Annotated in this window: 21 protein-coding genes, 1 tRNA gene and 1 pseudogene; 20 read left to right on the top strand and 3 right to left on the bottom strand. The window is 53.8% G+C overall.

All coding sequences use genetic code 11. From position 1 onward, the window contains the following. On the bottom strand, positions 1-877 hold an 877-nt coding region (locus tag L0H14_RS00900), incomplete at its 3' end, for an IS1249 family transposase (RefSeq protein WP_301421316.1). Between the two features lie 389 nt (positions 878-1,266). Between L0H14_RS00900 and L0H14_RS00895 the strand changes: the two genes are divergently transcribed. From L0H14_RS00895 to L0H14_RS00870, 6 genes are all read left to right on the top strand, one after another. Next, positions 1,267-1,563, top strand: coding sequence for a DUF503 domain-containing protein (locus tag L0H14_RS00895; protein WP_301415855.1), 297 nt, complete (start codon positions 1,267-1,269; stop codon positions 1,561-1,563). A 180-nt stretch (positions 1,564-1,743) separates the two neighbouring features. Next, positions 1,744-2,631 carry a phage holin family protein gene (locus L0H14_RS00890; protein ID WP_301415857.1) on the top strand — a complete coding sequence of 296 codons (888 nt, stop codon included), beginning with the start codon at positions 1,744-1,746 and terminating at the stop codon, positions 2,629-2,631. Positions 2,632-2,681: 50 nt separating this feature from the next. Continuing rightward, positions 2,682-3,329, top strand: a complete 648-nt coding sequence (locus L0H14_RS00885; RefSeq protein ID WP_301415859.1) for a CDP-alcohol phosphatidyltransferase family protein — start codon at positions 2,682-2,684, stop codon at positions 3,327-3,329. Positions 3,330-3,464: 135 nt separating this feature from the next. Next, positions 3,465-4,682 (top strand): glycosyltransferase, encoded by a 1,218-nt coding sequence (locus L0H14_RS00880; RefSeq protein WP_301415861.1) that lies wholly within the window; start codon positions 3,465-3,467, stop codon positions 4,680-4,682. Positions 4,683-4,748: 66 nt separating this feature from the next. Beyond that, positions 4,749-4,822 (top strand) — tRNA-Ile (locus L0H14_RS00875). 206 nt (positions 4,823-5,028) lie between these two features. Beyond that, on the top strand, positions 5,029-6,063 hold the full coding sequence (locus L0H14_RS00870; RefSeq protein ID WP_301421314.1) for a glycosyltransferase: 1,035 nt from the start codon (positions 5,029-5,031) through the stop codon (positions 6,061-6,063). Here the strand turns inward: L0H14_RS00870 and L0H14_RS00865 are convergent. Further along, complete coding sequence (locus tag L0H14_RS00865) at positions 6,060-6,674, bottom strand: M23 family metallopeptidase (RefSeq protein ID WP_301415865.1); 615 nt, start codon at positions 6,672-6,674, stop codon at positions 6,060-6,062. The two genes, L0H14_RS00870 and L0H14_RS00865, sit on opposite strands and share 4 nt — an antisense overlap. A 178-nt stretch (positions 6,675-6,852) precedes the next feature. On the opposite strand from L0H14_RS00865, the pseudogene rpsB (L0H14_RS00860) reads away from it, so the two are divergent. The 12 genes and pseudogenes from rpsB (L0H14_RS00860) to L0H14_RS00805 form a co-directional block, all read left to right on the top strand. Then, a pseudogene (gene rpsB / locus L0H14_RS00860) lies at positions 6,853-7,605 on the top strand (30S ribosomal protein S2); the annotation flags it as partial. 748 nt (positions 7,606-8,353) lie between these two features. Then, positions 8,354-9,256: a 30S ribosomal protein S2 gene (gene rpsB / locus L0H14_RS00855; RefSeq protein WP_301415867.1), complete on the top strand. Its 903-nt coding sequence runs from the start codon at positions 8,354-8,356 to the stop codon at positions 9,254-9,256. A 75-nt stretch (positions 9,257-9,331) separates the two neighbouring features. Then, a complete protein-coding gene (tsf, locus tag L0H14_RS00850) occupies positions 9,332-10,168 on the top strand; it encodes a translation elongation factor Ts (protein ID WP_301415869.1) in 837 nt (278 codons plus the stop codon). A 159-nt stretch (positions 10,169-10,327) separates the two neighbouring features. After that, positions 10,328-11,086 (top strand): UMP kinase, encoded by a 759-nt coding sequence (gene pyrH, locus L0H14_RS00845; protein ID WP_301416009.1) that lies wholly within the window; start codon positions 10,328-10,330, stop codon positions 11,084-11,086. A 99-nt stretch (positions 11,087-11,185) separates the two neighbouring features. After that, complete coding sequence (gene frr, locus L0H14_RS00840; RefSeq protein WP_301416011.1) at positions 11,186-11,707, top strand: ribosome recycling factor; 522 nt, start codon at positions 11,186-11,188, stop codon at positions 11,705-11,707. Between the two features lie 21 nt (positions 11,708-11,728). Beyond that, positions 11,729-12,913: a phosphatidate cytidylyltransferase gene (locus L0H14_RS00835; protein ID WP_301415870.1), complete on the top strand. Its 1,185-nt coding sequence runs from the start codon at positions 11,729-11,731 to the stop codon at positions 12,911-12,913. A gap of 17 nt (positions 12,914-12,930) precedes the next feature. Then, positions 12,931-13,491, top strand: coding sequence for a DivIVA domain-containing protein (locus L0H14_RS00830; protein ID WP_301415872.1), 561 nt, complete (start codon positions 12,931-12,933; stop codon positions 13,489-13,491). Between the two features lie 8 nt (positions 13,492-13,499). Next, positions 13,500-14,834 carry an RIP metalloprotease gene (locus tag L0H14_RS00825; RefSeq protein ID WP_301415874.1) on the top strand — a complete coding sequence of 445 codons (1,335 nt, stop codon included), beginning with the start codon at positions 13,500-13,502 and terminating at the stop codon, positions 14,832-14,834. 21 nt (positions 14,835-14,855) lie between these two features. Further along, entirely contained in the window at positions 14,856-15,773 is a 918-nt protein-coding gene (locus tag L0H14_RS00820) for a DUF4081 domain-containing GNAT family N-acetyltransferase (RefSeq protein ID WP_301421313.1), read from the top strand. A gap of 23 nt (positions 15,774-15,796) precedes the next feature. Continuing rightward, positions 15,797-16,606 carry a hypothetical protein gene (locus L0H14_RS00815; protein WP_301415878.1) on the top strand — a complete coding sequence of 270 codons (810 nt, stop codon included), beginning with the start codon at positions 15,797-15,799 and terminating at the stop codon, positions 16,604-16,606. Next, entirely contained in the window at positions 16,603-17,235 is a 633-nt protein-coding gene (locus L0H14_RS00810) for a hypothetical protein (protein ID WP_301415880.1), read from the top strand. Before L0H14_RS00815 ends, L0H14_RS00810 begins: the two co-directional genes overlap by 4 nt. Positions 17,236-17,280: 45 nt before the next feature. Next, the gene (locus tag L0H14_RS00805) at positions 17,281-19,107 is read left to right on the top strand and encodes a proline--tRNA ligase (protein WP_301415882.1); all 1,827 of its coding nucleotides are present in this window, start codon (positions 17,281-17,283) and stop codon (positions 19,105-19,107) included. 91 nt (positions 19,108-19,198) lie between these two features. Here the strand turns inward: L0H14_RS00805 and L0H14_RS00800 are convergent, their stop codons facing one another. Further along, complete coding sequence (locus tag L0H14_RS00800) at positions 19,199-19,414, bottom strand: hypothetical protein (RefSeq protein ID WP_301421312.1); 216 nt, start codon at positions 19,412-19,414, stop codon at positions 19,199-19,201. A 645-nt stretch (positions 19,415-20,059) separates the two neighbouring features. On the opposite strand from L0H14_RS00800, the gene L0H14_RS00795 reads away from it, so the two are divergent. Then, the gene (locus L0H14_RS00795; protein ID WP_301421311.1) at positions 20,060-20,560 is read left to right on the top strand and encodes a hypothetical protein; all 501 of its coding nucleotides are present in this window, start codon (positions 20,060-20,062) and stop codon (positions 20,558-20,560) included. A gap of 79 nt (positions 20,561-20,639) precedes the next feature. Further along, the gene (gene nusA, locus L0H14_RS00790) at positions 20,640-21,644 is read left to right on the top strand and encodes a transcription termination factor NusA (RefSeq protein ID WP_301416013.1); all 1,005 of its coding nucleotides are present in this window, start codon (positions 20,640-20,642) and stop codon (positions 21,642-21,644) included. The last annotated feature ends 60 nt before the right edge of the window (positions 21,645-21,704 follow it).

Below are 21,704 nucleotides of genomic sequence, written 5' to 3'. Positions count from 1 at the left end.
CCCGGGGCAGCGACTCGTCAGGGTGGTCGCGTTCTGTGAGCCAGATGAACAGCTGATCATGGGTGACTAAGCGTTTCAAGGCGAAATAAGCCGACCGGGTGCGTTGATGGGTAAACCAGGATTTCTGACCAGCCCGCAGTCGTTTGGGACGTTGGTCTGGCCGCGTGTTGGCCAGGTGGCTGCGGTGCTTGAGGAAGTCTTGGTATTGCTGGTACCAGGCGTGAAATGCCGTGAGCCATGTGGTCGCGGCGGCGAGGCTGTCGACGTCGGTGAGCGATGTGTAGAGGGCCCGTAAGGTCTTGTTGGCTTCCAGCACGGGCCGGCGGGTCAGGTACTTGGTGCCGGTGAGTTGGATATGGAAATAGCAGCGCTGGATTTTGGTGTCGGGCCAGATGTTTTCAATGGCGGCTATCAGACCGCGTTGGCCGTCCACGATGGCAATATCGGGAGCCGGAATTTTACGCAGCAGGGCTTCCCATGCCACGGTTTTCTCGCGGTCACAATGCTGCCAATCGATGACATGGTCTTCTGTGATGGCGATCAGCACGCACATACCGTTGTAGTAGGTGCCATCCAGCATGATCCACCGGTGAATTTCACCGGTGGACTCCGCTTGCGGGATCACGCTCCAGCACCACGCGGTGCTGCGTTTAAACGTTGATCTGGACACCGTCAGATCGCGTTGAGTGTTCTTCGACAGCAGCCACTCTAGCCACATGGTGAACTGGGCTTTGGCGACAATATCTGGTCGACTTTGGGTGGTGGACGCGCCGCAGTGTTTACACCGCCATCGAGTCTTACCGGCACTGGTTTTGCCGTTTTTGACCAGCTTCGTTTCACATATCCCACACCGCGGGGAATTATCAAGTTTTTTCACCACACATGCTTTATCAGCAAGTGCTAGCCCCTAGTTGTCAGCGGTTACAACGTGAAGACTACAATCCTGTACACACAATTTGGGCCTTAACCCGCGATCGGTCTCTGGCTCAGCAGAATTCTTGTCCCCGGTGCCGTCTTTTTGCGGTCGCGGAGTATGCGAGTAGTTGGTGCTCAGAATAGCTGTTCGCACCGATTAATGGCTCGGATACACTCACTTGATGCCCCGCTCAAGCCCTGGAAAGTAATCAGCTCGTGGTCACCAACCTCTGATGGAACTCTCAGCAATTATGGTGTGTCGTGGCGTCGGTTCTTTGAACAACTTTATCGACAACAGCACGGGAAGAAGAAGCTATTGCTGAATGTGGGAATCTGGGGAAAGCTGTAGCTATGTGGATTGGTTGGAACGAATTCGACATCTTGCTTGGGGACGTACATTCTTTGAAGAGCAAGCGGTCTATGGTGCGTCCAATAATCGCTGACATCCGGAAACAGTTTCAGATATCTGCGGCTGAGGTAGAAGACGCTTCCTTGCATCGACGTTCTCGCTTGGGCGTTTCGGCTGTGAGCGGTGATCGCCTTCATCTAGAGGAGACGCTGAACAAGGTAGAACGCCTCGTGGCCAATAGGCCTGAGATTGAGTTGCTGTCCTCCAAATTGCGGATTGTGCAGTCCACCGACTTCTAGTGGGGCTCGATGTTTCTGCTGGAGTGGAACGGTGACTCGAACTTCAAAGGTTGCTCTGACAAACTGGAAGCATCAGGCTAATAAACTAGAACAGATATAAAGATGGTTATCGTCCGGTTTATACTGGTCGGAGATAGCATCATAGATTCGCCCGCATTACACGTACGAAGGTAGTGACTAATGACCATCAACGGCTCACCACAGGTGACGACGAAAACTCGGATGAGTTCGCTGCTTGACCTGTTATCGACCATTTTCCGGTTGGTTCCAAAGCAGTTGAGCGACAACCTGTCGCTGCTGAGTAGTCAACTCAAGGCCAAAGGAATCCGTGCAGGTGCCGGCGTAGGTATTGCCGTCATCGGATTAGTTTTTGGATCCATCACTTTCATCGCGCTCGTTACGGCGTTGATCGGTGCATTTATGTCAGAAGCGCCGCTTTGGCAAACATCGCTTTGGGTAGCGCTGGGTGCATTCGTTGTCATGCTCATTCTGCTGGGTGTTGGAGCGATGGTCGTCCGTTCCGGATTTCCTCTCTTGCAACCTGAAATTATTCGTGGCGTCAAACATGACATCGGCTACGTGCTGAAAGGCAACGCATTCGACCCTGTTGAATTTGATCGACTTGAAGAAGAGCGTCGTCAGCAAAAACTTGTAGAAGCTCAACGTCGTAAAGTGCAGGCCAAACGAGCTAAGAAGGAACAGAAGCGTGCTGTACGTCGTGGCGAAGCTGCGGAGTCCTTGCCGAAAACTGAGCCAACCGAAGCTCAAATTCGCCACCGGATGGAACTGCGCCGTCGACACCTTGGCGACATCCGTTCCGGAGTAGACGAAAAGACCGACTACCGTGGACAGTTCAATACATTCACCCGCCACGCAACGGGCAATGTTCCCCAGGACAATGTCGAACACGCGACTTCACCGCTGGCACCGCACCACTCTGCAGCCCGCGCTGGTGAGCGAGTCAATGGCGGTGTTGAATACGTGAAAGGCCGCTGGCAGCCGCTTACCGTCTTGGGCGCTTCCGTGACGACTGCAGCCGTCTTGTTGCGTCGCCTACGACGCCGTTAGCATGTGGGGATGCAGGGAAAATTTGTTTTGAGGTTGATATGGATCGGCCAGTGAACTCAGAGTCGGGCAATGCCCCTGAAGTCACTGACAGCGATGACTGGCTGACCATTCCCAACCTGGTGACCTTTGTCAGGTTTCTATTGGTCCCGGTGTTTGTGTGGTTGATGTTTCATGACGAATATTGGGATGCACTCATCACCCTGATTGTGCTGTTCTCAACAGACTGGATCGATGGTTTTCTTGCGAGAAAACTCAATCAAGTTTCTGCGGTTGGCAAATGGTTGGACCCGCTGGCCGACCGGCTCTCACTCTGGGTCGTTATCATTACCATCGTGTTGTCTGGCCTAGCTCCGCTTTGGCTGGTGTTCGCGCTCGTTGTACCGGATCTCGTGCTGGCCGGGTTGATGCTGACTGTGTACGCAGGCACTCCTCAAATGCAAGTTACGATGCTCGGGAAGGCCCGTACCGCCGCCCTCATGCTAGGGGCACCACTCCTGCTCGTTGCCGAGGCCCCCTTTGCCGATGCTGACTTGTGGTGTGCAATCGCAACGGGCGTTCTTGCGGTCGGGGCCGGCGGACATATTGTGGCCTGCATCGACTATGCTGCGCAAGGCATTCGTGCGGCGCATAAAATGCGGAAGACCGGTCTAAACCCACGAAATAAGATGGATAGGGAGAAGTTTTTCCAATCGATCTAAGAACCAATGCTGACTTCCGACGTTTGGGTGAAATGTTGATAACACGCGGCTGGGCTTCGGCAAAACGCATTGTTGCGGGATCATCCTGGTTTATGATCGTTATTACGCTTTAAAATTCATAGGAGTTGTGCAGTAGTGTCTCACGGCCAAAAAGCGAAGTTTCGTGTGCTGATCGCAGCCGATACTTACCCGCCGCATGTGAACGGTGCGGCGAAGTCCTGCTATCGACTCGCCACCAATCTTACGGCACGTGGCTACGATGTTCACGTTGTTTCGCCTCATCACACAGGAGGCCCCGATACTGTTGAATATCATGACGAAGCTACCGTGCACCGGCTGAAGTCCTATGCCGCACCGACACACGAGTTCTACCGATTGGTCATGCCACGGCATGCAAATCGTGTGATCGATAACCTCGTCTCGGAGCTGTCGCCAGATGTCGTGCATGCCCAGTGTCACTACATGATCGGAGATGCTGCGATTAGTTCAGCCGAACGTCGTCGTATTCGCCTCATCTGCACTAATCACTTCATGCCAGAAAACTTGGATCCATTTATCCCCGGCCCGCAATTCTTTAAAAACATCGTGTCGAAGCGGTCTTGGTACGACATGGGACGGCTGATGCGCAAAGCTAATGTCGTGACGACGCCCACGCGTCTATCGGCCGACAACATGAATGACAAGGCGCGACTGGATTACGTTGTGCCTGTTTCAAACGGCATTGATGTCGTAAAATACGAACTGGAGGAACAGGAATCTATTGTCCGGCACCCACACCCGACGGCGCTGTTCGTCGGACGTCTCGCCGTGGAGAAAAATGTAGATGTCTTGCTCAAGGCTTTGACGATGACAGACCCCGATCTGAACGTTCACGCCGAAATCATCGGTGACGGAGAACTACGAGATTCTTTACGCCGACTGGCAGATCAACTCGGCGTAGCGGATCGTGTTGTTTTTCGAGGACTGGTCTCGGATGAAGAACTCCGTGAAGCGTATCTTCGGGCAGACGTTTTTACCCAACCTTGTACAGCAGAGTTGCAGTCGCTCGCTTCTTTAGAAGCCATGAGCGCTTCAACTCCGGTTGTGCTTACTGATGCCATGGCACTGCCACACTTAGTCTCTGAAGGGGTCAATGGCTACTTATTTCAGCCGAATAATCCGGAAGACATGGCCAGGAAAATGAATACAGTTCTTGGTGCGAGTCGGGAGGAACAACTAGCTATGGGGCAAGCCTCGCACTATTTTGCGTCTCAGCACGATCATGAAAGAATTATGGATATTCTTCACAAGATATATCACGGCGCTACGTCAGACGAAGTCTCAGTAATGATTTCTGAAGCCAAGCTGCGCTAGACTGTGTGATCGTGTCCCTACAGCGTTGGCTGCAAATGTTAACTTGCGCTGTGTAGAGACACGCGAGGGGTGTTAGCTCAGTTGGTTAGAGCAGAGGACTCATAATCCTTTGGTCACCGGTTCAAGTCCGGTACACCCTACGATTGGATCGGTCTATCTGAGCTGGTTGAACATACGTGGGAACAGAACATGTTTCCATCTCCGCTGTGTTGTTCCCCCCTGTCGGAATGCCGCAGCGGAAGAGAATTCTGGGGGAGTAACGATGAGATTTTTCATGGATGGCCGGTATATCAGAACCGACTTTCATGACGGAATCTCACGCTTTAGCCACTCATTGATCCATGCAGTGGCACAACTGACAAACCCCACGATAATCATCCACGATTCGGCGCAGCGTGATCTCTTGCCCCAGAACGTGGATGTCGTAGAGTTCCACGCCCCGACATCCGTGAGCGAACCCATGGCAGCGTTGAAACTTAACGCTTATCAGCCGGACGTAGTCTTTTCTCCGATGCAAACGATGGGTTCCGCCGGCCGTGACTTTGGGCTGATTTTAACGCTACATGATCTGATTTACTACCAGCACCGGAGCCCTCCGCGGAATCTTTCCCAGCCAGTGCGAGGGCTCTGGTACTTGTATCACCTCACCTACGCGCCGCAACGTCTATTGCTTAATGGGGCTGATGCCGTCGCCACCGTCTCCAAAACGTCGCAACGGTTGATTCGCAAACATCATCTGACTAGCCGGCCTGTACACGTGATTTCCAATGCGCCACCAGAGCTTGATCATGCACGCGATCCTGCTGGGCCACGAGAAAAAACGTTGATCTACATGGGCTCCTTCATGGAGTACAAAAACGTGGAAACCGTGATTAGTGCACTGCAATATCTTCCGGAGTATCAGCTGCATTTGTGCTCCCGTATAACCGAGGAACGGCGACAGGAATACCTCGACTTCGCTCATGCTCATGGGGTTGAAACAGGCCAGCTGTATTTCCATGACGGTATCGATGATATTGGATACCGAAACCTGCTCCGAGAGGCCACTGCGTTAGTCACGACGTCGCGGTCTGAAGGCTACGGGCTGCCCGTAGCCGAGGCCATGGCAGAGGGGACCCCTGTAGTTCTATCGAACTTAGAAATATTTCAGGAGATTGGTGGCCGTACCAATCCTGGCGCGCAGTTTGTAGATATCGAGTCTGAACACGTTAGCCGTCAAGTAGCGGATGCAGTCCTTGCGTTAGAGGATGACAAAGCATTTGTCCGCGCATCTATCGGTGCTGTACGGCAGGCCCAGACCTTTCGTTGGGATGACTCCGCCAAAGTGCTTGTGGACTTAGCTGAAGACATTCATCAACGTCGTACCCGTCGGACCTCCTAGGACGGCGGATCAGAATGTACCGGCCATAAAATTGACGGCTTACTCCAGCCCAGGAGGAAGGCCGGGTCGATATATAAATCCCGCAGGGTCGAGCCAATTTGCCAGGCGTCCGGTTTCCGAACACCCCAGTGCACACACTGGTTGTCACAGTGTTGCTGGTTAGCGGAGATATTGCCAACAACCTGACCTTGCGATACTGGGTCTCCAACGGCTAGGTCGGATTCAATCGGTTCCAAGGATGAGATGAGCCCGTTGTCATGGCGAATGCTGATGACAGGCCGGTCGACGACGACACCAGCAAAGGTGACTTCACCACCGCCAGGAGCAACGACTTCCGCCGTCGGTGCGGCGATGTCGATGCCACGGTGAGCGGCCGACCACGGCATACTTGGTGGAATGAATGCTTCCTGCACAGCAGACTCATCAGCCCCTTCGACGGGCGGCACCCACGCGCCAGTGGTATGTGATGCATCCGTGTGTATGCCTGAAGCATTGGCTGCGGGAATCGGCTGAAAGAAGAGCCCCAGCAGCAATGCTTGGAGCATGACGACCACCAGTGACCTGGAGACACGAGGATCGGGTGGTGATGCCGCTGTTGAAGTGTATTGCATGCTCTTACTTTGCTAGTCCGGCAAGAAGTGTGGGACTTGAACTGGCCAATTGTGGAAAAGTTTTCAAAGCCGCATGTCTTGTGAACACAGTATGCTGGGGAGTGAATTTTGCGAATTCTATAAAACTACTCGGATATATAACTACTCAGCGACCGTGCCGGCTGCTGGAGGAGCGAAGATGGCTGTCATAACCCTGCGGGAAATGTTGAATACCGGTGTCCACTTCGGCCACCAGACAAGTCGCTGGAACCCGAAGATGCAACGTTTTATCCTGACAGAACGCAATGGCATTTATATTATTGACCTGCAGCAGTCCTTGTCGTTCATTGACCGTGCCTATGAGTTCGTCAAAGAAACCGTTGCGCACGGTGGAACTATTGCCTTTGTGGGCACCAAGAGGCAAGCTCAAAGCTCGATCGTTGAGCAAGCTACACGTGTTGGCATGCCATACGTAGACCATCGTTGGTTGGGCGGTATGCTCACCAACTTCGCCACTGTTTCCAAACGTGTTGAGCGGATGAAAGAGCTGGAAGAAATTGACTTCGACGACGTAGCTGGTTCCGGCCGCACCAAGAAAGAACTGCTGCTGCTCAAGCGTGAACTGACCAAACTGCGCGCCAACCTTGGCGGTATCCGCAACATGACGCGTACACCGTCTGCTGTTTGGATTGTTGACACAGAACGCGAACACCTAGCGGTCAAAGAAGCCAATAAACTAGGCATTCCTATTGTGGCCATCTTGGATACCAACGCTGACCCAGACGAGGTCTCATACCCGATCCCGGGTAATGATGACGCGATTCTCTCTGTCGAGCTATTGACCCGGGTGATTGCCGATGCTGTTGCTGACGGCCTGATAGCCCGCAACCAGGGCAAGGGCGAAACCGGTGCCGCTGAAGAGCCCATGACTGAATGGGAACGCGAACTGTTGGCGCCAGGCAAGATGCAAGTCCCGACTTCAAGCACACATCATGAGAGCTACCAAGAAGTTCTCGACATTATTGAAGCTGTCTTAAAGCAGTATCGCCAGGGTGTCATTGTTGAAGTTGAACGAGAGGACGACGGATCCGAATATGAGGTCGAAGTGGTTTCGACTGGGATTTTGTACGAGCTCGAGGTGACAACGAGCGGCGAAATTGCTCTTGGCGAGACCGAGGATGATGACGAGGAGATCGGTCGATCACAACGGGTATCCGTCTCTCTGGCTGCGGCCGTGCAACAGGCACGTGGATTGCACCCCACCGCCGTCTTCGAATCGATCGAGCTTGAGGAAAAGAACGGTGAGTTATTTTGGGAAGTCGAGTTGAAGAATAAACGAGGAAGCGATATCGAGTTTGATCTGCCAGCAATGAGCAATCCCTGAATGGCCCTGTGACGTGATGGTCTGAACCGAGGAATAATCTGGTGTGCAAAGCATCACAGAAGGTGCAAAAGCGTTTGCACAATAGGGTATGCTGGGTGAAGCAATTATGCGCCTACTGTGTGGGCGCCTAATTGACTACGCGCGTGAGGTGTGCACCTTAGGGCTGCAGTGACACCTTTCGGTCCGGAATATTCCGGTCAACGGTGATCCCCGAGAAGATCGCTCTCACGCTAGGAAGCTGAGAAAATCAGCTGTTGATATTGAACCGATAACTAGAAGGCCAATCCGCACGCGGATTAACCTTGAAGGAGCGACCATGTCAGTCGTAACTATGCGTGAAATGCTGGACTCTGGTGTCCACTTCGGCCACCAGACTCGTCGTTGGAACCCGAAGATGAAACGCTTCATCTTCACCGAGCGCAACGGCATTTACATTATTGACCTGCAGCAGTCCCTGTCATTCATTGACCGTGCATACGAGTTTGTCAAAGAAACTGTCGCACACGGTGGGAACATCCTGTTCGTAGGGACTAAGAAGCAGGCTCAAGAAGCAATCGCCGAACAAGCTACGCGCGTCGGCATGCCGTACGTCAACCACCGCTGGTTGGGCGGTATGCTCACCAACTTCGCAACCGTTTCCAAGCGCGTTGAGCGAATGAAAGAGCTCGAAGAAATTGACTTCGACGACGTAGCTGGCTCTGGCCATACTAAGAAGGAACTGTTGCTGCTTCGTCGTGAGCTCGACAAACTGCAGTCCAACTTGGGCGGCATCCGCAATATGACTCGCACACCGTCTGCTGTGTGGGTCATTGACACCAAGAAGGAACACCTGGCAATCGACGAGGCCGTCAAGCTCGGTATTCCTGTTGTAGCGATCCTAGACACCAACGCTGATCCAGACGAAGTCACCTACCCGATCCCAGGTAACGACGACGCGATCCGCTCCGTCGCCCTGTTGACACGCGTCATTGCCGATGCTGTTGCAGACGGTCTCATGGTTCGCAACCAGGGCAAGGGCAAAGCCGGTGCGGCCGAAGAGCCAATGGCTGAGTGGGAGCGCGAACTGTTGGAATCCGGACAGGCCGAAGAAGCCACAGAACAGACTGAAGAAGCTGCAGATCAGACGGCAGCTCCAGTTGACGAAGAAACTGTGGAAATTGCAGAAGAAGTTGGCGCCACACCTGAAGGCGAGCAGCCTGTAGCCAAGGAAGACCACTAGTCCACACAACTACGTTTCGTTTTTAGACTCGCGGGTGACTCCCGCAACGAACATCCAAGGAATGGGATATCTGTAATGGCGAACTACACAGTCAAGGACATCCAGGCCCTGCGCGAGCGTACCGGCGCGGGCATGATGGACGTCAAGAAGGCTCTCGACGAAGCTGATGGCGATGTCGACAAGGCCATGGAAATCATTCGTGTCAAAGGCCTGCAGGGCGCTTCCAAACGCGAAGGTCGTGCAGCTGCAGAAGGTTTGATTGCTGCCACCGTCAATGACGGTGTCGGCATCATGATCGAAGTGAACTCTGAAACTGACTTCGTTGCTAAATCCGATAAATTTATCGAACTCAGCAACACCGTCTTGAACGTTGCTGTTTCCTCCGGTGTAGACAACGTAGACGCCTTGCTGGCTGCCGACTACAACGGCAACCCACTGAGTGAATACGTTAAAGAAGAAGGCGCGCTGCTCGGCGAAAAGGTCGAAGTTCGTCGTTTGGCACGTCTCGAAGGTGCCTACGTTGACCCGTACCTGCACCGCACTTCGGCAGATCTGCCAGCCCAGGTTGGCGTTCTGTTTGCCGTGGATGCAGACAGCGAAGCAGCCCAAACCGCAGCACACGATGTTGCCGTCCACATTGCTGCAATGAGCCCGACATACCTCAACCGTGACGAAGTCCCAGAAGACATCGTTACGGACGAGCGTCGCATCGCAGAAGAAACAGCTCGTGCTGAAGGCAAGCCTGAACGCGCCATGCAAAACATCATTGAAGGCCGTTTGACCGGCTACTTCAAAGACGTTGTCCTGTTGGACCAGCCATTCGCCAAAGATACCAAGAACACCGTGGGTGGTGTTCTGGAAGAAGCCGGCACAAAAGCAGTTTCATTTGCACGCTTCCGTGTTGGAGCCTAGTCAGTTTATCGGCACATTATGTGTCGTATGAACTAGGTAAAACCAGCATCGTTTCTACCTAACACAAGGGGGTGATCACCACAACCGGTGATCACCCCTTCTTTATGTCTATCGATCATCAGCACTAACAGGAGCATTGCCGTGTCAGACACTCCAGCCATCAATACCCCCGGCGGGCTACAAGACGGCCCGAGAGATGCACAGGAAGACGAAGTGACGCGTCGCAGGGTGTTGCTGAAACTCTCAGGTGAAGTATTTGGTGGCGGTTCCATCGGTATCGACCCAGACACCGTTCGGTCAGTCGCCGAACAAATTGCTGCAGCCGCTGGCCAAGTCGAAATCGCGATTGTCGTGGGCGGTGGCAACTTCTTCCGTGGAGCAGAGCTCTCCATCAATGGAATGGACCGTCGTCGCGCTGACTACATGGGTATGCTGGGCACCGTCATGAATGCGCTAGCACTCCAAGATTTCCTGACCCAAGCAGGCGTAGATACCCGTGTGCAATCAGCTATCCACATGTCCCAGGTGGCAGAACCGTATATTCCACAACGTGCCATACGACATATGGAAAAAGACCGGGTCGTGATTTTCGGCGCCGGAACCGGCCTCCCATTTTTCTCTACTGATACAGTCGCAGCTCAGCGTGCGCTGGAAATTCGTGCAGATCAAGTACTCATGGCAAAATCCGGGGTAGATGGTGTCTATACTTCCGACCCCAAGGTGGATCCGGACGCCAAAAAATTCGATCACCTCACCTACGATGAAGCGATCGTCAAAAACATTCGAGTCATGGACCTCACCGCCATGACAATGTGTAAAGACAACAACTTAGATATGTTGGTATTTGGAATGGAAGGTGACGGCAACGTGACACGAGCGCTCTTGGGCGATTCCACCGGTACCGTCGTCACACCATAAGTCCGCACCTTCAAGCGTGTTTTAGACTTAGTCCACACCTCAGATCTTAAATAAGGAGAACCTGTGACCGCATCCGTATTATCAGACGCCAAAAAGGCGATGGAGCGCACTTTAGAAGCAACCCGCGAGGATTTCGCCGCGGTTCGTACCGGACGTGCAAACCCCGGTCTCTACGCGAAAGTCCTGGTCAACTACTACGGCAGCCCAACGCCACTGCAGCAGCTGGCCTCATTTGCGGTCCAGGATGCCCGAACCATCCTGATCTCACCGTTCGATGTCACCGCATTGCGTGAGATCGAAGTGGCCTTATCATCATCAGAAATCGGTGCTAACCCTTCGAACGACGGCAAAGTCATTCGGGTCGTTATGCCAGAACTCACAAAAGAGCGCCGGCAGGAGTACGTCAAACTGATTAAATCCAAGGCGGAAGATCACCGTGTCTCGGTGCGAAACGCACGTCGTAGTGCAAAGGAATCCATTGACAAAATGGTGGACGACGGCGACATCGGTGAAGACGAAGGCCGCCGGTCCGAAAAAGACCTCGATGACCTGACACGCAATTACGTCGACCAGATTGACGAAATGGCGAAGAATAAAGAAGACGAACTAATGGAGGTCTAGGCTCACGAAGCCTCAGCTCGCATGTCCAACTCAGACCCAGAATCCGAACAGTTACCGGTCATTCAGCAACTACAGGGGTACCCCGATCCAGTACGGGACCCAGAGACCGGGATGATTGTCCCTCAAACCCGCCGTGAACGTCGGGCGCTCGAAGATGCCCAAGCAACGGTGATTCGGAGAAAAGCTGCCCGTCAACAAAAGCAGCAACCTCAACCCGAGCCGACAGCCGACCATAGCGATATGGTCGGAATTGAAGACTTGGATTTTGGGTCTGACCCGGCATACGACCTCGATCCGGAAGAGTCCACCATCCTCACGGTGACCCACGTCGACCACGTAGAAGTAGCGACACCCGAGCCGCAACCGGCACGCGTCGCGCAACCAAAAGAGTCTCGAGCCGGCCGCAACCTGCCAGCTGCGATTGTTGTCGGCTTAATATTGCTGGGTGCCGCCGTCGTCGGTATTTTCTTTTATCCCATCGTGCTGGCAATACTCATTGCAGTATTAGTTCCTCTTGGTATTTGGGAACTCGCGCAAGTCGCCGAGACGAAAAACATTCACCTAGCCCTCACACCCGCCTGGGTTGCTGGGCTCGGAATACCAATCGCCGCCTGGTTTGGTGGGGTCGACGCCATGGTGTTCGCATTGTTTGGCGGTATCCTGCTGACAGTGTTCTGGACCGCGGTCGGAGAGCCAGACAAGCCGGCGGCATCAATGGCGACCACACTCTTAGCTATCCTTTGGCTGCCCTTTTTCCTATCGTTCGGTATTACTCTCTTGCACGTTGAGGATGGTGCCTGGCTGGTCGCCATCACGGTGCTGGGCATCGTTGCCTCCGACACGTTTGGTTACTTAGTGGGGGTCACGCTTGGTAAACACCGCATGGCCCCCAAGATTTCACCGAAAAAATCTTGGGAAGGATTCTTCGGGTCCTTACTTGGAGCTATTGTCGTTTCTGTCATTGTCACCCACTACTGGCTGGAATACGACTGGTGGGTTGGGATCATCATCGGTACCGTAGTCATGATTGCAGCCACAGCAGGAGACTTCGCGGCCTCGATGGTTAAACGTGACTTCGGCGTCAAGGACATGGGGAACACCCTTCCAGGCCACGGTGGAGTTATGGATCGACTAGACTCGATCGTATTTGCCATCCCTGTTGGATATACCTTGTTCGTGGTTGTTCTGCCCACAATCATGGGCTAAACGTCAAAGGAAGCACAGTGTCAAAAACTCAAACGGCCTCACCATTTAACTCTGTGGCCAAACGCGACTATGGATATCACCCCGGGCAAGTTGATGAATTTATCGACCATTCACGGCAGGCCTACGAAACAGATTCGGGCATTACCGCCGACATTGTCCAAGAGAAAACGTTTGACTTGGTCCGAGGCGGCTACCGCACAGACCAAGTAGACCAGGTGCTGGAACGTCTTGAAGATGCCCTGCGGAAAGCCGAACGTGATGACTACATTGTTTCCCGTGGACAACAGGCATGGGACCTCCAGCTGATCACTCGGCTCGAAGAGCTCACCGCCCGGCTTGAGCGTCCGCGTGGTGAGAAGTTTCGCTCTGCAACAACCGGTACTCCAGGCTATAACGTGGATGAGGTCGACGTTTGCATGGCGCGCGTCACAAGCCACCTCAATGACGAAGAACATGTGCGTCTCAAAGATATACGCAACGTGACTTTTAGCAACGAAAAAGGACCACAAGGCTACGATGAGGCTCAGGTCGATGCATTCCTGCAAGCTGTCATTGAGCTGCTCGTGGTCCTCGACTAGGTGCCTGCATGACGATTCTCCTCGCCGTGGCCGGCATCCTCATCATGGTGATCGCGATCGCTGTATCCATCGCCCTCCACGAGATCGGCCACCTGGTCCCCGCCAAACTGTTCAATGTACGGGTCACCCAGTACATGATCGGGTTCGGCAAAACCCTCTGGTCGACGAGAAAAGGTGAAACAGAATACGGCGTCAAAGCCATCCCACTGGGTGGCTATGTTTCCATGATCGGTATGCTGCCGCCCAATACACCAGGTGAGAAAGTCTCGAAGTCTCGCCGACGCTACTTTCAAACAATGGCGCAGCAAGCGCGCGAAGACGCTGCAGCAGAACTTACCGCCCAGGATGAAGGACGCACCTTTATCTCGCTGCCCGTGTGGAAACGCATCATCATCATGCTGGGCGGCCCATTCATGAACCTGATCATCGCGCTCGTCATCACAGCTATCCTGGTCACCTCTTTTGGTGTTGCAACGCCCACCACCAAAGTCAGTGACGTCTTCGAATGTATGACCGAAACGACTGACGCTGCCGCCCTGCAGGCCGATTGCGGTGCGGACGACGAACCTTCCCCTGCGTGGGAAGCGGGTTTACGTCCCGGCGACACCGTTACACACTTCAATAACCAAGAAGTGTCGGACTGGGATGAGCTTTCGGGGGCTATCCGTAAGCGGGCCAATGCTCAGACGAATATCACATACGTACGAGACGGTGAGACTCTGAGCTCAACCATCACCCCGGTACTCACCGAACGTCCTCAACTCGACCGTTTCAACCAGTCGGTTACCGATGCCTCCGGCGACGTCGAGACTACGTCAGTGGGATTTATCGGGATGTCATCGCAGATCGAAAATGTTGAGCAGCCCGTCACGGCTGCCTTTGGCGTGCTCGGCGACCAAATCTCCGGAACCTTCTCCGTCATCACCGTGCTGCCGGCCAAACTCTGGGACACTGCCAAGGTCCTGCTAACAGACGGCGAACGTGATCCCACCGGACCGGTTTCGGTCGTCGGCGTTGGGCGAATCGCAGGGGAAGCGGCTGCACAACAGGACATCCCGCTTGCTGATCGCGGCGCAATGCTGTTGTCACTGATTGCAGGGCTGAACGTTGCCCTCATGGTGTTCAACCTGATTCCACTGCTCCCACTGGACGGTGGTCACGTACTTGGCGGCCTCTGGGAATGGATTCGACGTGGCTGGGCCAAACTCCGTGGTAAACCAGATCCTGGCCCATTCGACATCGCCCAAATGTTCCCACTCACCATTGTGGTGTTCGGCCTATTATTAAGCATGGCAGTATTGTTGATCATTGCCGACCTCATCAAACCTGTGACACTGTTTTAAAAGACTGGATTTTTAGAAAGGGTGACCTTGCGGCATCTGACCCGTACGCTGCGCTGGCTGCTGGACGCCGAAGACGCTGTGGCACGTGCCACCGGCGATACGGTGCGTATCCTAGCTAATTCGGATACCGCAGCGCTGGGAAAACTCGTCAGCAAACAGCCCATCACCAGCGCGTACGTCCAATCCATCCTGGACACGGGTCGCCGTGCAGGACCTATCGGTGGTTTTGCCCGGGGTATATTTCTTGGAATTTTCGACCCTGCTCAACCCGGTCAACTTCTGGCAGCGTGCTGGGCTGGGGCAAACATCGTCCCTATAACCAACGACCCTGAACATGGTGCCTACTTCGGCCAAGCCCTTGTGGCACTCGACGAACATTTCGGTTCCATTTTCGGCCCCCAACCCGCGGTCACTGGTGTGTGGGAATCGTTGCAACACGGCCCTCAATCTGCTCGCGAAATACGAAACGACCAGCCCTTTATGACCATCACCGAACACTCCTCGGTCTTGGACAACCCGAATATCCGCACGGCAACCGAGGCCGACTACGACCTCGTCCTACCTGCATCCGTATCCATGTTCACCGAAGAACTTGGGTACTCACCCCTGGCAGATGGCTCGAATGGATACCGCCTGCGCGTTCGTCAACTCATCGCCAAGGGTCATACCATGATCGAAACGGAGCAACAATCGGTCAGGTTTAAAGCCGACTTCGGTATCGTCACTTCTGAAGCCATTCAAATTCAAGGTGTCTGGATACGTCCCGACGCACGCGGGCAGGGGCGCGCTGCACCGGCCATGGCCTCCGTCGTTAACCGTGCACTGAAACTCGTCCCAGTGGTGTCGCTCTACGTCAACGATTACAATACCGCCGCCATCAGAACGTATGAACGCGTTGGCTTTGCTACCGTTGACCACTTCGCTACCGTATTGTTTTAACCACCGTGAGAGGACAAGCAGGCATGCGCAATCACCTGGCTTTGATCGTCGCTGGCGTGCTGGTATTTACCGGCTGCGCTGAGCCGCGCGAGCAGTCTTCGGTGGATGTGACACCGCCGCCAGAGGTCGAAGTGCCTGCACAGACTCTTTACCACCAGGCCATAAGTGTGGCCATGGACGACGATGCGATCATCTCTACCGGTGTTCCCGCAGTGAACACACTACAATCCGCAGATGACAGTCTGGCCCAGTATGATCCCGAACCTGCGGAATGCGCGGGCACCGTGGACCCGCAGTACTACACCACCAATGACCTCGTCGTCGGGTTTAGTTCGCAAAGTGGCGAGAACACCCATGCAGCCCAGACCGTTGTTGCTGCCGCATTCGACACCTCCGAAGATGCCAAGAACTACTTCAACGCACGCACCGCGGCTTGGAGGGACTGCGATTCCGTTGATCTCACCATCGATGACACGAACGTTTTAACCTTGGACTATACGGCAACATCTATGTCAGAAGCCGAGGGAATCAACGTTCCGGAGTCTTTAGAAGCAGCTGACCAGGACCTGGTTCTGAGTTCGTCCGGCGAATTGTCCGGTGAACTGGAAGGGGCAGATATGGCCATCTCGGACCCGGGCGCGCTGCCAGACTACGTGATTTCCCCCGATGATATTCCGGAACCCGAATCCGAAAATATTGCCGTGACATCATCGACCATTATTGTCCGATTCGACACACAGGTATTTTGGATTCTGGTAGAACCGGGTAGCGATGTCGAGAGCGCAGCCGACACCCTTGCCGAGATTACCCAGGCGGTGCAGGAAGCATCATGAAACGTCGCAACGTTTTGATCTTTGTCGCTGCTCTTGCGTTGACAGCCTGTACTGATCAGCCCTTGCCGCCGGAAGCATCGGTTAGTGCTTCCAGCTCTCCGGAGGTATCCGAGACGGCAATAACTGATGAGTTGGTTACCGCCAATATTGCCGAAGTTTTGGAACACCCCCAACCTGCAGAACTCCCCACCGGTGATAGCGCATTGGAAGCCTTCACCACCCTCGTGTTGCCGAAGCAGGCCGGGGACGGCTCACACTGCCCACGGGTGCCGGAAACAGCCCCAGAAATTGCCGGATTCGGTCAGATGACCACCCCAAATGATGATGACGAAGAAGAATCACAGTCCCTGGGGGTTTTTGGCTTCCCCACGGTGGACGAAGCCGATGCTTTCACCACCGAGCTACAAGACTTCGTGGAAAATTGCCCAGTGCTGAAAGCTGAAGTCGAGCCACTGAACCACCACACCGACGATGCTTTCGAAGTGCAGATTGAACGCGACGATGATACGGCATCATCAGTAGTGATCTCGCGTGATGAAAACACTGTCCTTGTGGCATCATCCACACCACCAGTAGATGTTGCCCTATCACTGACACTGACCGATCAGCTGCAAGAAATGCTGCGGTAGAATACATCGAGATACCCAAAAATTTGTTAACGAACGGAGCCCCGAGTGCCCTTGCGCATGTCAAGCTTATTCCTCCGCACCCTGCGTGATGATCCGGCCGATGCCGAAGTCGCCAGCCATAAACTGCTAGTCCGTGCTGGTTATATTCGCCGTGCAGCCCCTGGTGGCTACACCTGGTTGCCGCTTGGCCTGCGAGTGAAAAATAAGGTCGAGAATATCGTTCGTGAAGAAATGAACGCCATCGGCGGCCAAGAGGTGCACTTCCCCGCATTATTGCCAAAAGAACCGTATGAGGCAACTGGTCGCTGGGAAGATTATGGGGACGGCATTTTCCGTTTGCAAGACCGCTCTGGCTCAGATTTTCTGCTAGCGCCAACGCACGAAGAGTTGTTCACCTTGCTGGTCAAAGACCACTATTCGTCATACAAAGATCTGCCAGTGTACCTGTACCAGATCCAGACGAAATACCGTGATGAAGCCCGCCCACGGGCCGGTTTACTTCGCGTTCGTGAATTCATCATGAAGGACTCCTACTCCTTCACCATTGACCAAGATGGTTTGAACGAAGCTTACGATAAGCACCGTCTGGCCTACGTTCGTATATTCGAACGTCTCGGTCTTGAAGTCGTGGCAGTTCAAGCAATGGCTGGTGCCATGGGTGGATCGCGGTCTGAGGAGTTCCTGCACCCGTCCGCTGCCGGTGAGGATACCTTCGTTGAATCTCCAGGCGGATACCGAGCAAATGTTGAAGCCGTTGACACCGTTGTGCCGGAAACCATCGACTACACCGAAGCACCTGCTGCCGAAGTCAAAGACACTCCCGTCTCAACTACCATTGCTGCACTCGTAGAAGTCGCCAACGAACTCGCTCCGAAAGACAACGGCAGCTGGGAAGCCTCCGAAACGCTGAAATGTGTGGTGCTAACTGCCGTCCTGGATGGTGGTGAGCGTCAACTATTCGTCGTCGCGGTGCCAGGAGACCGCGAGGTCGACGTTAAACGACTTGAAGCGTTCATCCCCGATGCACTCGGCGTGGCTGGTGAACCTGAAGTTGAACCGGCCACCCATGATGACATTGCCAAACACGCCAATCTGGTGCCTGGATACATCGGCCCGACCTTGTTGCAGGATGGCAATGCCATTCCAATGCTGGGCACGAAGTCTCAGACCGGAATACCGTTCTTTGTAGATCCTCGGATCGTGAGCGGTTCCAGCTGGGTCACCGGTGCCAACCAAGATCAAAAGCACGTTTTTGGTTTGGTCGCCGATAGGGACTTCACCTGGGATGCAGTTATTGAAGCAACGGCTGTTCGTGATGGGGATCCGGCGCCAGATGGTTCCGGCCCACTTGCGACGCGCCGCGGTATGGAGATGGGGCATATCTTCCAACTCGGACGTAAATATGCCGAAGCACTGGACTTAAAGGTGCTGGATGAACATGGCAAACAAGTCGTAGTCACCATGGGGTCCTACGGTATCGGAATATCTCGTGCGGTCGCCGCCCTTGCTGAAGCACACCACGACGATAAGGGCCTGATTTGGCCTATGAATGTAGCACCGGCTCACGTGCATATTGTTGCAACTGGTAAAGACGATGAGATTTTTGAAGCTGCAGAAGAGTTCGCAACGAAACTGGAAGCCGCCGGAGTAGAAGTACTCTACGACGACCGTCGAAAAGCACAAGCCGGCGTGAAGTTCTCCGATGCAGAACTCATCGGTGTGCCCCTGCATTTGATTGTCGGACGTGGCCTGGCCAAAGGCACTTTGGAACTTAAGGACCGCCATGCGGACACCCGTGAAGATATTCCGCTCGACGATGCATTAGATCATGTGGTGGCCCTGGTACGCAAGTACCAAAACAGCCAAGGATAGGCTTTCATCGCAGATATTGAAAAACGGCCAACCAGCACGTGTTGGCCGTTTTTTCGTGCACACAGACTGATTCAGAGATGCTGCTTGGAAATTACCAAACCAGAGAGAAAGGGGAGCGCCCGGGAGACGCCGAGGCTTCCCAATTCACAACCTGCCAGAGCCCCGATAAAGCGATCTCTCGTTCCTCTTCGGTTTCCGCGAGCAAGTAGAGCTGTGACCATTCCTCGACGAGTTCATCCGACCCCAGGAGCATCTGACGAACACTGATGGCATCGGCGAAACGCATATCGGCATCCAGCGAGTACACTATCGGAACTTGGGGGGTACACTCTTCAGGAAATAACTGCTTAAGTGCAATGGCGCCAGTATGAGCTTGCGTTTGCTGAACCCGCCAGGGCTCTACATCGAGCGAGCGAGATCCAGCAACGGTCGATAAATAATCGACACCGACCAGGTCAACAACCGCATCTTCTAAAGCCGTTGAAAATCGAGTTCCGCATTCAAACGGTTCAACTCCAGCTGCAGCCTCGGGAATAGAAGCAATGTTGGGCGGCGTTGTATTGGAAGCTGCTGAAATACGCAGCGACCGAACTAGATGACTTGTATGTTGCGAGGCTGACAGCTCACTATCTGAAGGTGCGACCCCTTCCGCCCCTCGGAAATAACTGGACCCAACCCAGATTCCAAGTCCAACAAGAGCGGCGGTCACAACTATTGCAACCAGTCCACGAAGCACTCGTGGACGAGACTTCTCCGTAGGGGCGGTCGAATTCAGTTCCATCACATCACAGTATTGTGTCACAGTTATCTTCAACAACACCAAGACGTCCCCGAGGTTGGTACAACTGTATTACCAACACTACAAGGAGTGCATCAACGCATTATGGCTAACCGTCGTAGTTTCGCAACAAATTCATCTGAATCAAAACCAGCTGTATCTGAACTGGACTCTATGGAGCGATCCGAGCTACAAGCCCTCATCGGTGCCATAGTTGAAGGTCATGGACTGTGGTGCGAAGAAGTCGTCGTTGGGGGAGCACCTGGCGACCGGGTGCTATCAGTATTTGTAGACCGTGTCGATGACTCTGACGGTGTCATTCTTGACTCAATCGCCGAAGTAACTCACGAGATTTCGGCCGCCCTTGATGCGCAGGGAGACTACATCCCTGAAATCGGAACAGAGACGTACACGCTTGAAGTCTCGACGCCAGGCATTGATCGGCCCCTGGTCCGTCAGCACCACTGGGATAAGAATCTTGGACGTGTAGTAAATGTCATGCTTGACGGCGGTGAGCCTGACGACGCCAAGATCCACAGTGTTGACGACGATGGTGTTGAGCTGGTGCAAATCATTCCGGGGGCGAAGAAGGGCATGCCGGTCAAATATTCTGATCCAGAACACTATCGGTACGAGCAGCTTTCTAACGCAATCGTGCAAGTTCAGCTAAAATAGCCAGGATACTCTGACAGTATTCAGAAAATAATTGAACGTATAACAGAATCACAAGTGAATGAACACACGGAGGAACCTGGTGGACATCGATATTTCCTTGCTTCGAATGCTCGAGACGGAACATGAGGTTCCGTTGGCGCAGCTCATCCCAACAATAGAACAGGCGCTCTTGTTGGCCTACCACAAATCTCCAGGCGCGATTCCGCAGTCTCGTGCCGAACTCGATACAAAATCGGGAAAAGTCACCATCTGGGCAACAGAATATGGTGAGGATGACGAACCGATCGGGGAATTCGACGACACTCCTTCGGGCTTTGGGCGAGTGGCTGCTTCAACGGCACGACAAGTTATCGTGCAGCGTTTGAGAGACGCCGAAGATGATCAAGTCTTAGGAGAGTTCCGAGACAAACAAGATCAGCTTGTGTCCGGTGTGATTCAACAGGGCACAAACCCTCACATGATCCAGGTAGACCTGGGCAGCGTGGAGGCGGTTCTTCCACCGGCCGAACAGGTCCCTGGCGAAAATTATTCTCATGGCACACGTTTGCGTTCTTACGTGGTATCAGTAGGCCGCGGCAACAAGGGACCATCAGTAACGCTATCGCGTTCTCACCCCGGTCTTGTCCGGAAACTCTTTGAATTTGAAGTCCCCGAAATTGCCAACGGCACAGTAGAGATATCAGCGATAGCACGCGAAGCGGGTCACCGCACCAAGATTGCGGTCAGCGCAAACGAACCCGGCATCAACGCGAAGGGCGCATGCATCGGTGAGATGGGTGCTCGTGTGCGTGCTGTCATGACTGAACTCAATGATGAGAAAATTGATATCGTCGACCACTCCGCAGATCCTGTGAAATTCATAACGGCAGCGCTATCGCCTTCAAAAGTAGTCAAAGTGTACGGTGTCGACGAAGCCACGAGATCAGCATCTGTCGTTGTCCCCGATTATCAGCTATCGCTGGCCATCGGTAAGGAAGGACAGAATGCTCGCTTGGCAGCAAAACTCACAGGATGGCGTATCGATATTATGGGGGAGTCGGTCTACGAACAGCAGGTTGCGGCCCAAACATCCGCTGACGACTAAGCGCTTTGGCGTCAATGAGCCGAATTGAGTTAGACTAGTACAGGTCGACGCGCGTTTGAT

Source organism: Yaniella sp., from assembly GCF_030453185.1.
Lineage (GTDB): Bacteria > Actinomycetota > Actinomycetes > Actinomycetales > Micrococcaceae > Yaniella.
Note: the sequence above shows the minus strand (reverse complement) of the source record. Positions and strands in the feature narration are given on the sequence as shown.

Excerpts from the sequence above, each read along its gene's own strand:
- L0H14_RS00895 (WP_301415855.1), top strand. The coding sequence starts at position 1,267 with ATGTGGATTGGTTGGAACGAATTCGACATCTTGCTTGGGGACGTACAT.
- L0H14_RS00890 (WP_301415857.1), top strand. The coding sequence starts at position 1,744 with ATGACCATCAACGGCTCACCACAGGTGACGACGAAAACTCGGATGAGT.
- L0H14_RS00865 (WP_301415865.1), bottom strand. The coding sequence starts at position 6,674 with ATGCAATACACTTCAACAGCGGCATCACCACCCGATCCTCGTGTCTCC.
- rpsB (WP_301415867.1), top strand. The coding sequence starts at position 8,354 with ATGTCAGTCGTAACTATGCGTGAAATGCTGGACTCTGGTGTCCACTTC.
- tsf (WP_301415869.1), top strand. The coding sequence starts at position 9,332 with ATGGCGAACTACACAGTCAAGGACATCCAGGCCCTGCGCGAGCGTACC.
- frr (WP_301416011.1), top strand. The coding sequence starts at position 11,186 with ATGGAGCGCACTTTAGAAGCAACCCGCGAGGATTTCGCCGCGGTTCGT.
- L0H14_RS00835 (WP_301415870.1), top strand. The coding sequence starts at position 11,729 with ATGTCCAACTCAGACCCAGAATCCGAACAGTTACCGGTCATTCAGCAA.
- L0H14_RS00825 (WP_301415874.1), top strand. The coding sequence starts at position 13,500 with ATGACGATTCTCCTCGCCGTGGCCGGCATCCTCATCATGGTGATCGCG.
- L0H14_RS00815 (WP_301415878.1), top strand. The coding sequence starts at position 15,797 with ATGCGCAATCACCTGGCTTTGATCGTCGCTGGCGTGCTGGTATTTACC.
- L0H14_RS00810 (WP_301415880.1), top strand. The coding sequence starts at position 16,603 with ATGAAACGTCGCAACGTTTTGATCTTTGTCGCTGCTCTTGCGTTGACA.
- L0H14_RS00795 (WP_301421311.1), top strand. The coding sequence starts at position 20,060 with ATGGAGCGATCCGAGCTACAAGCCCTCATCGGTGCCATAGTTGAAGGT.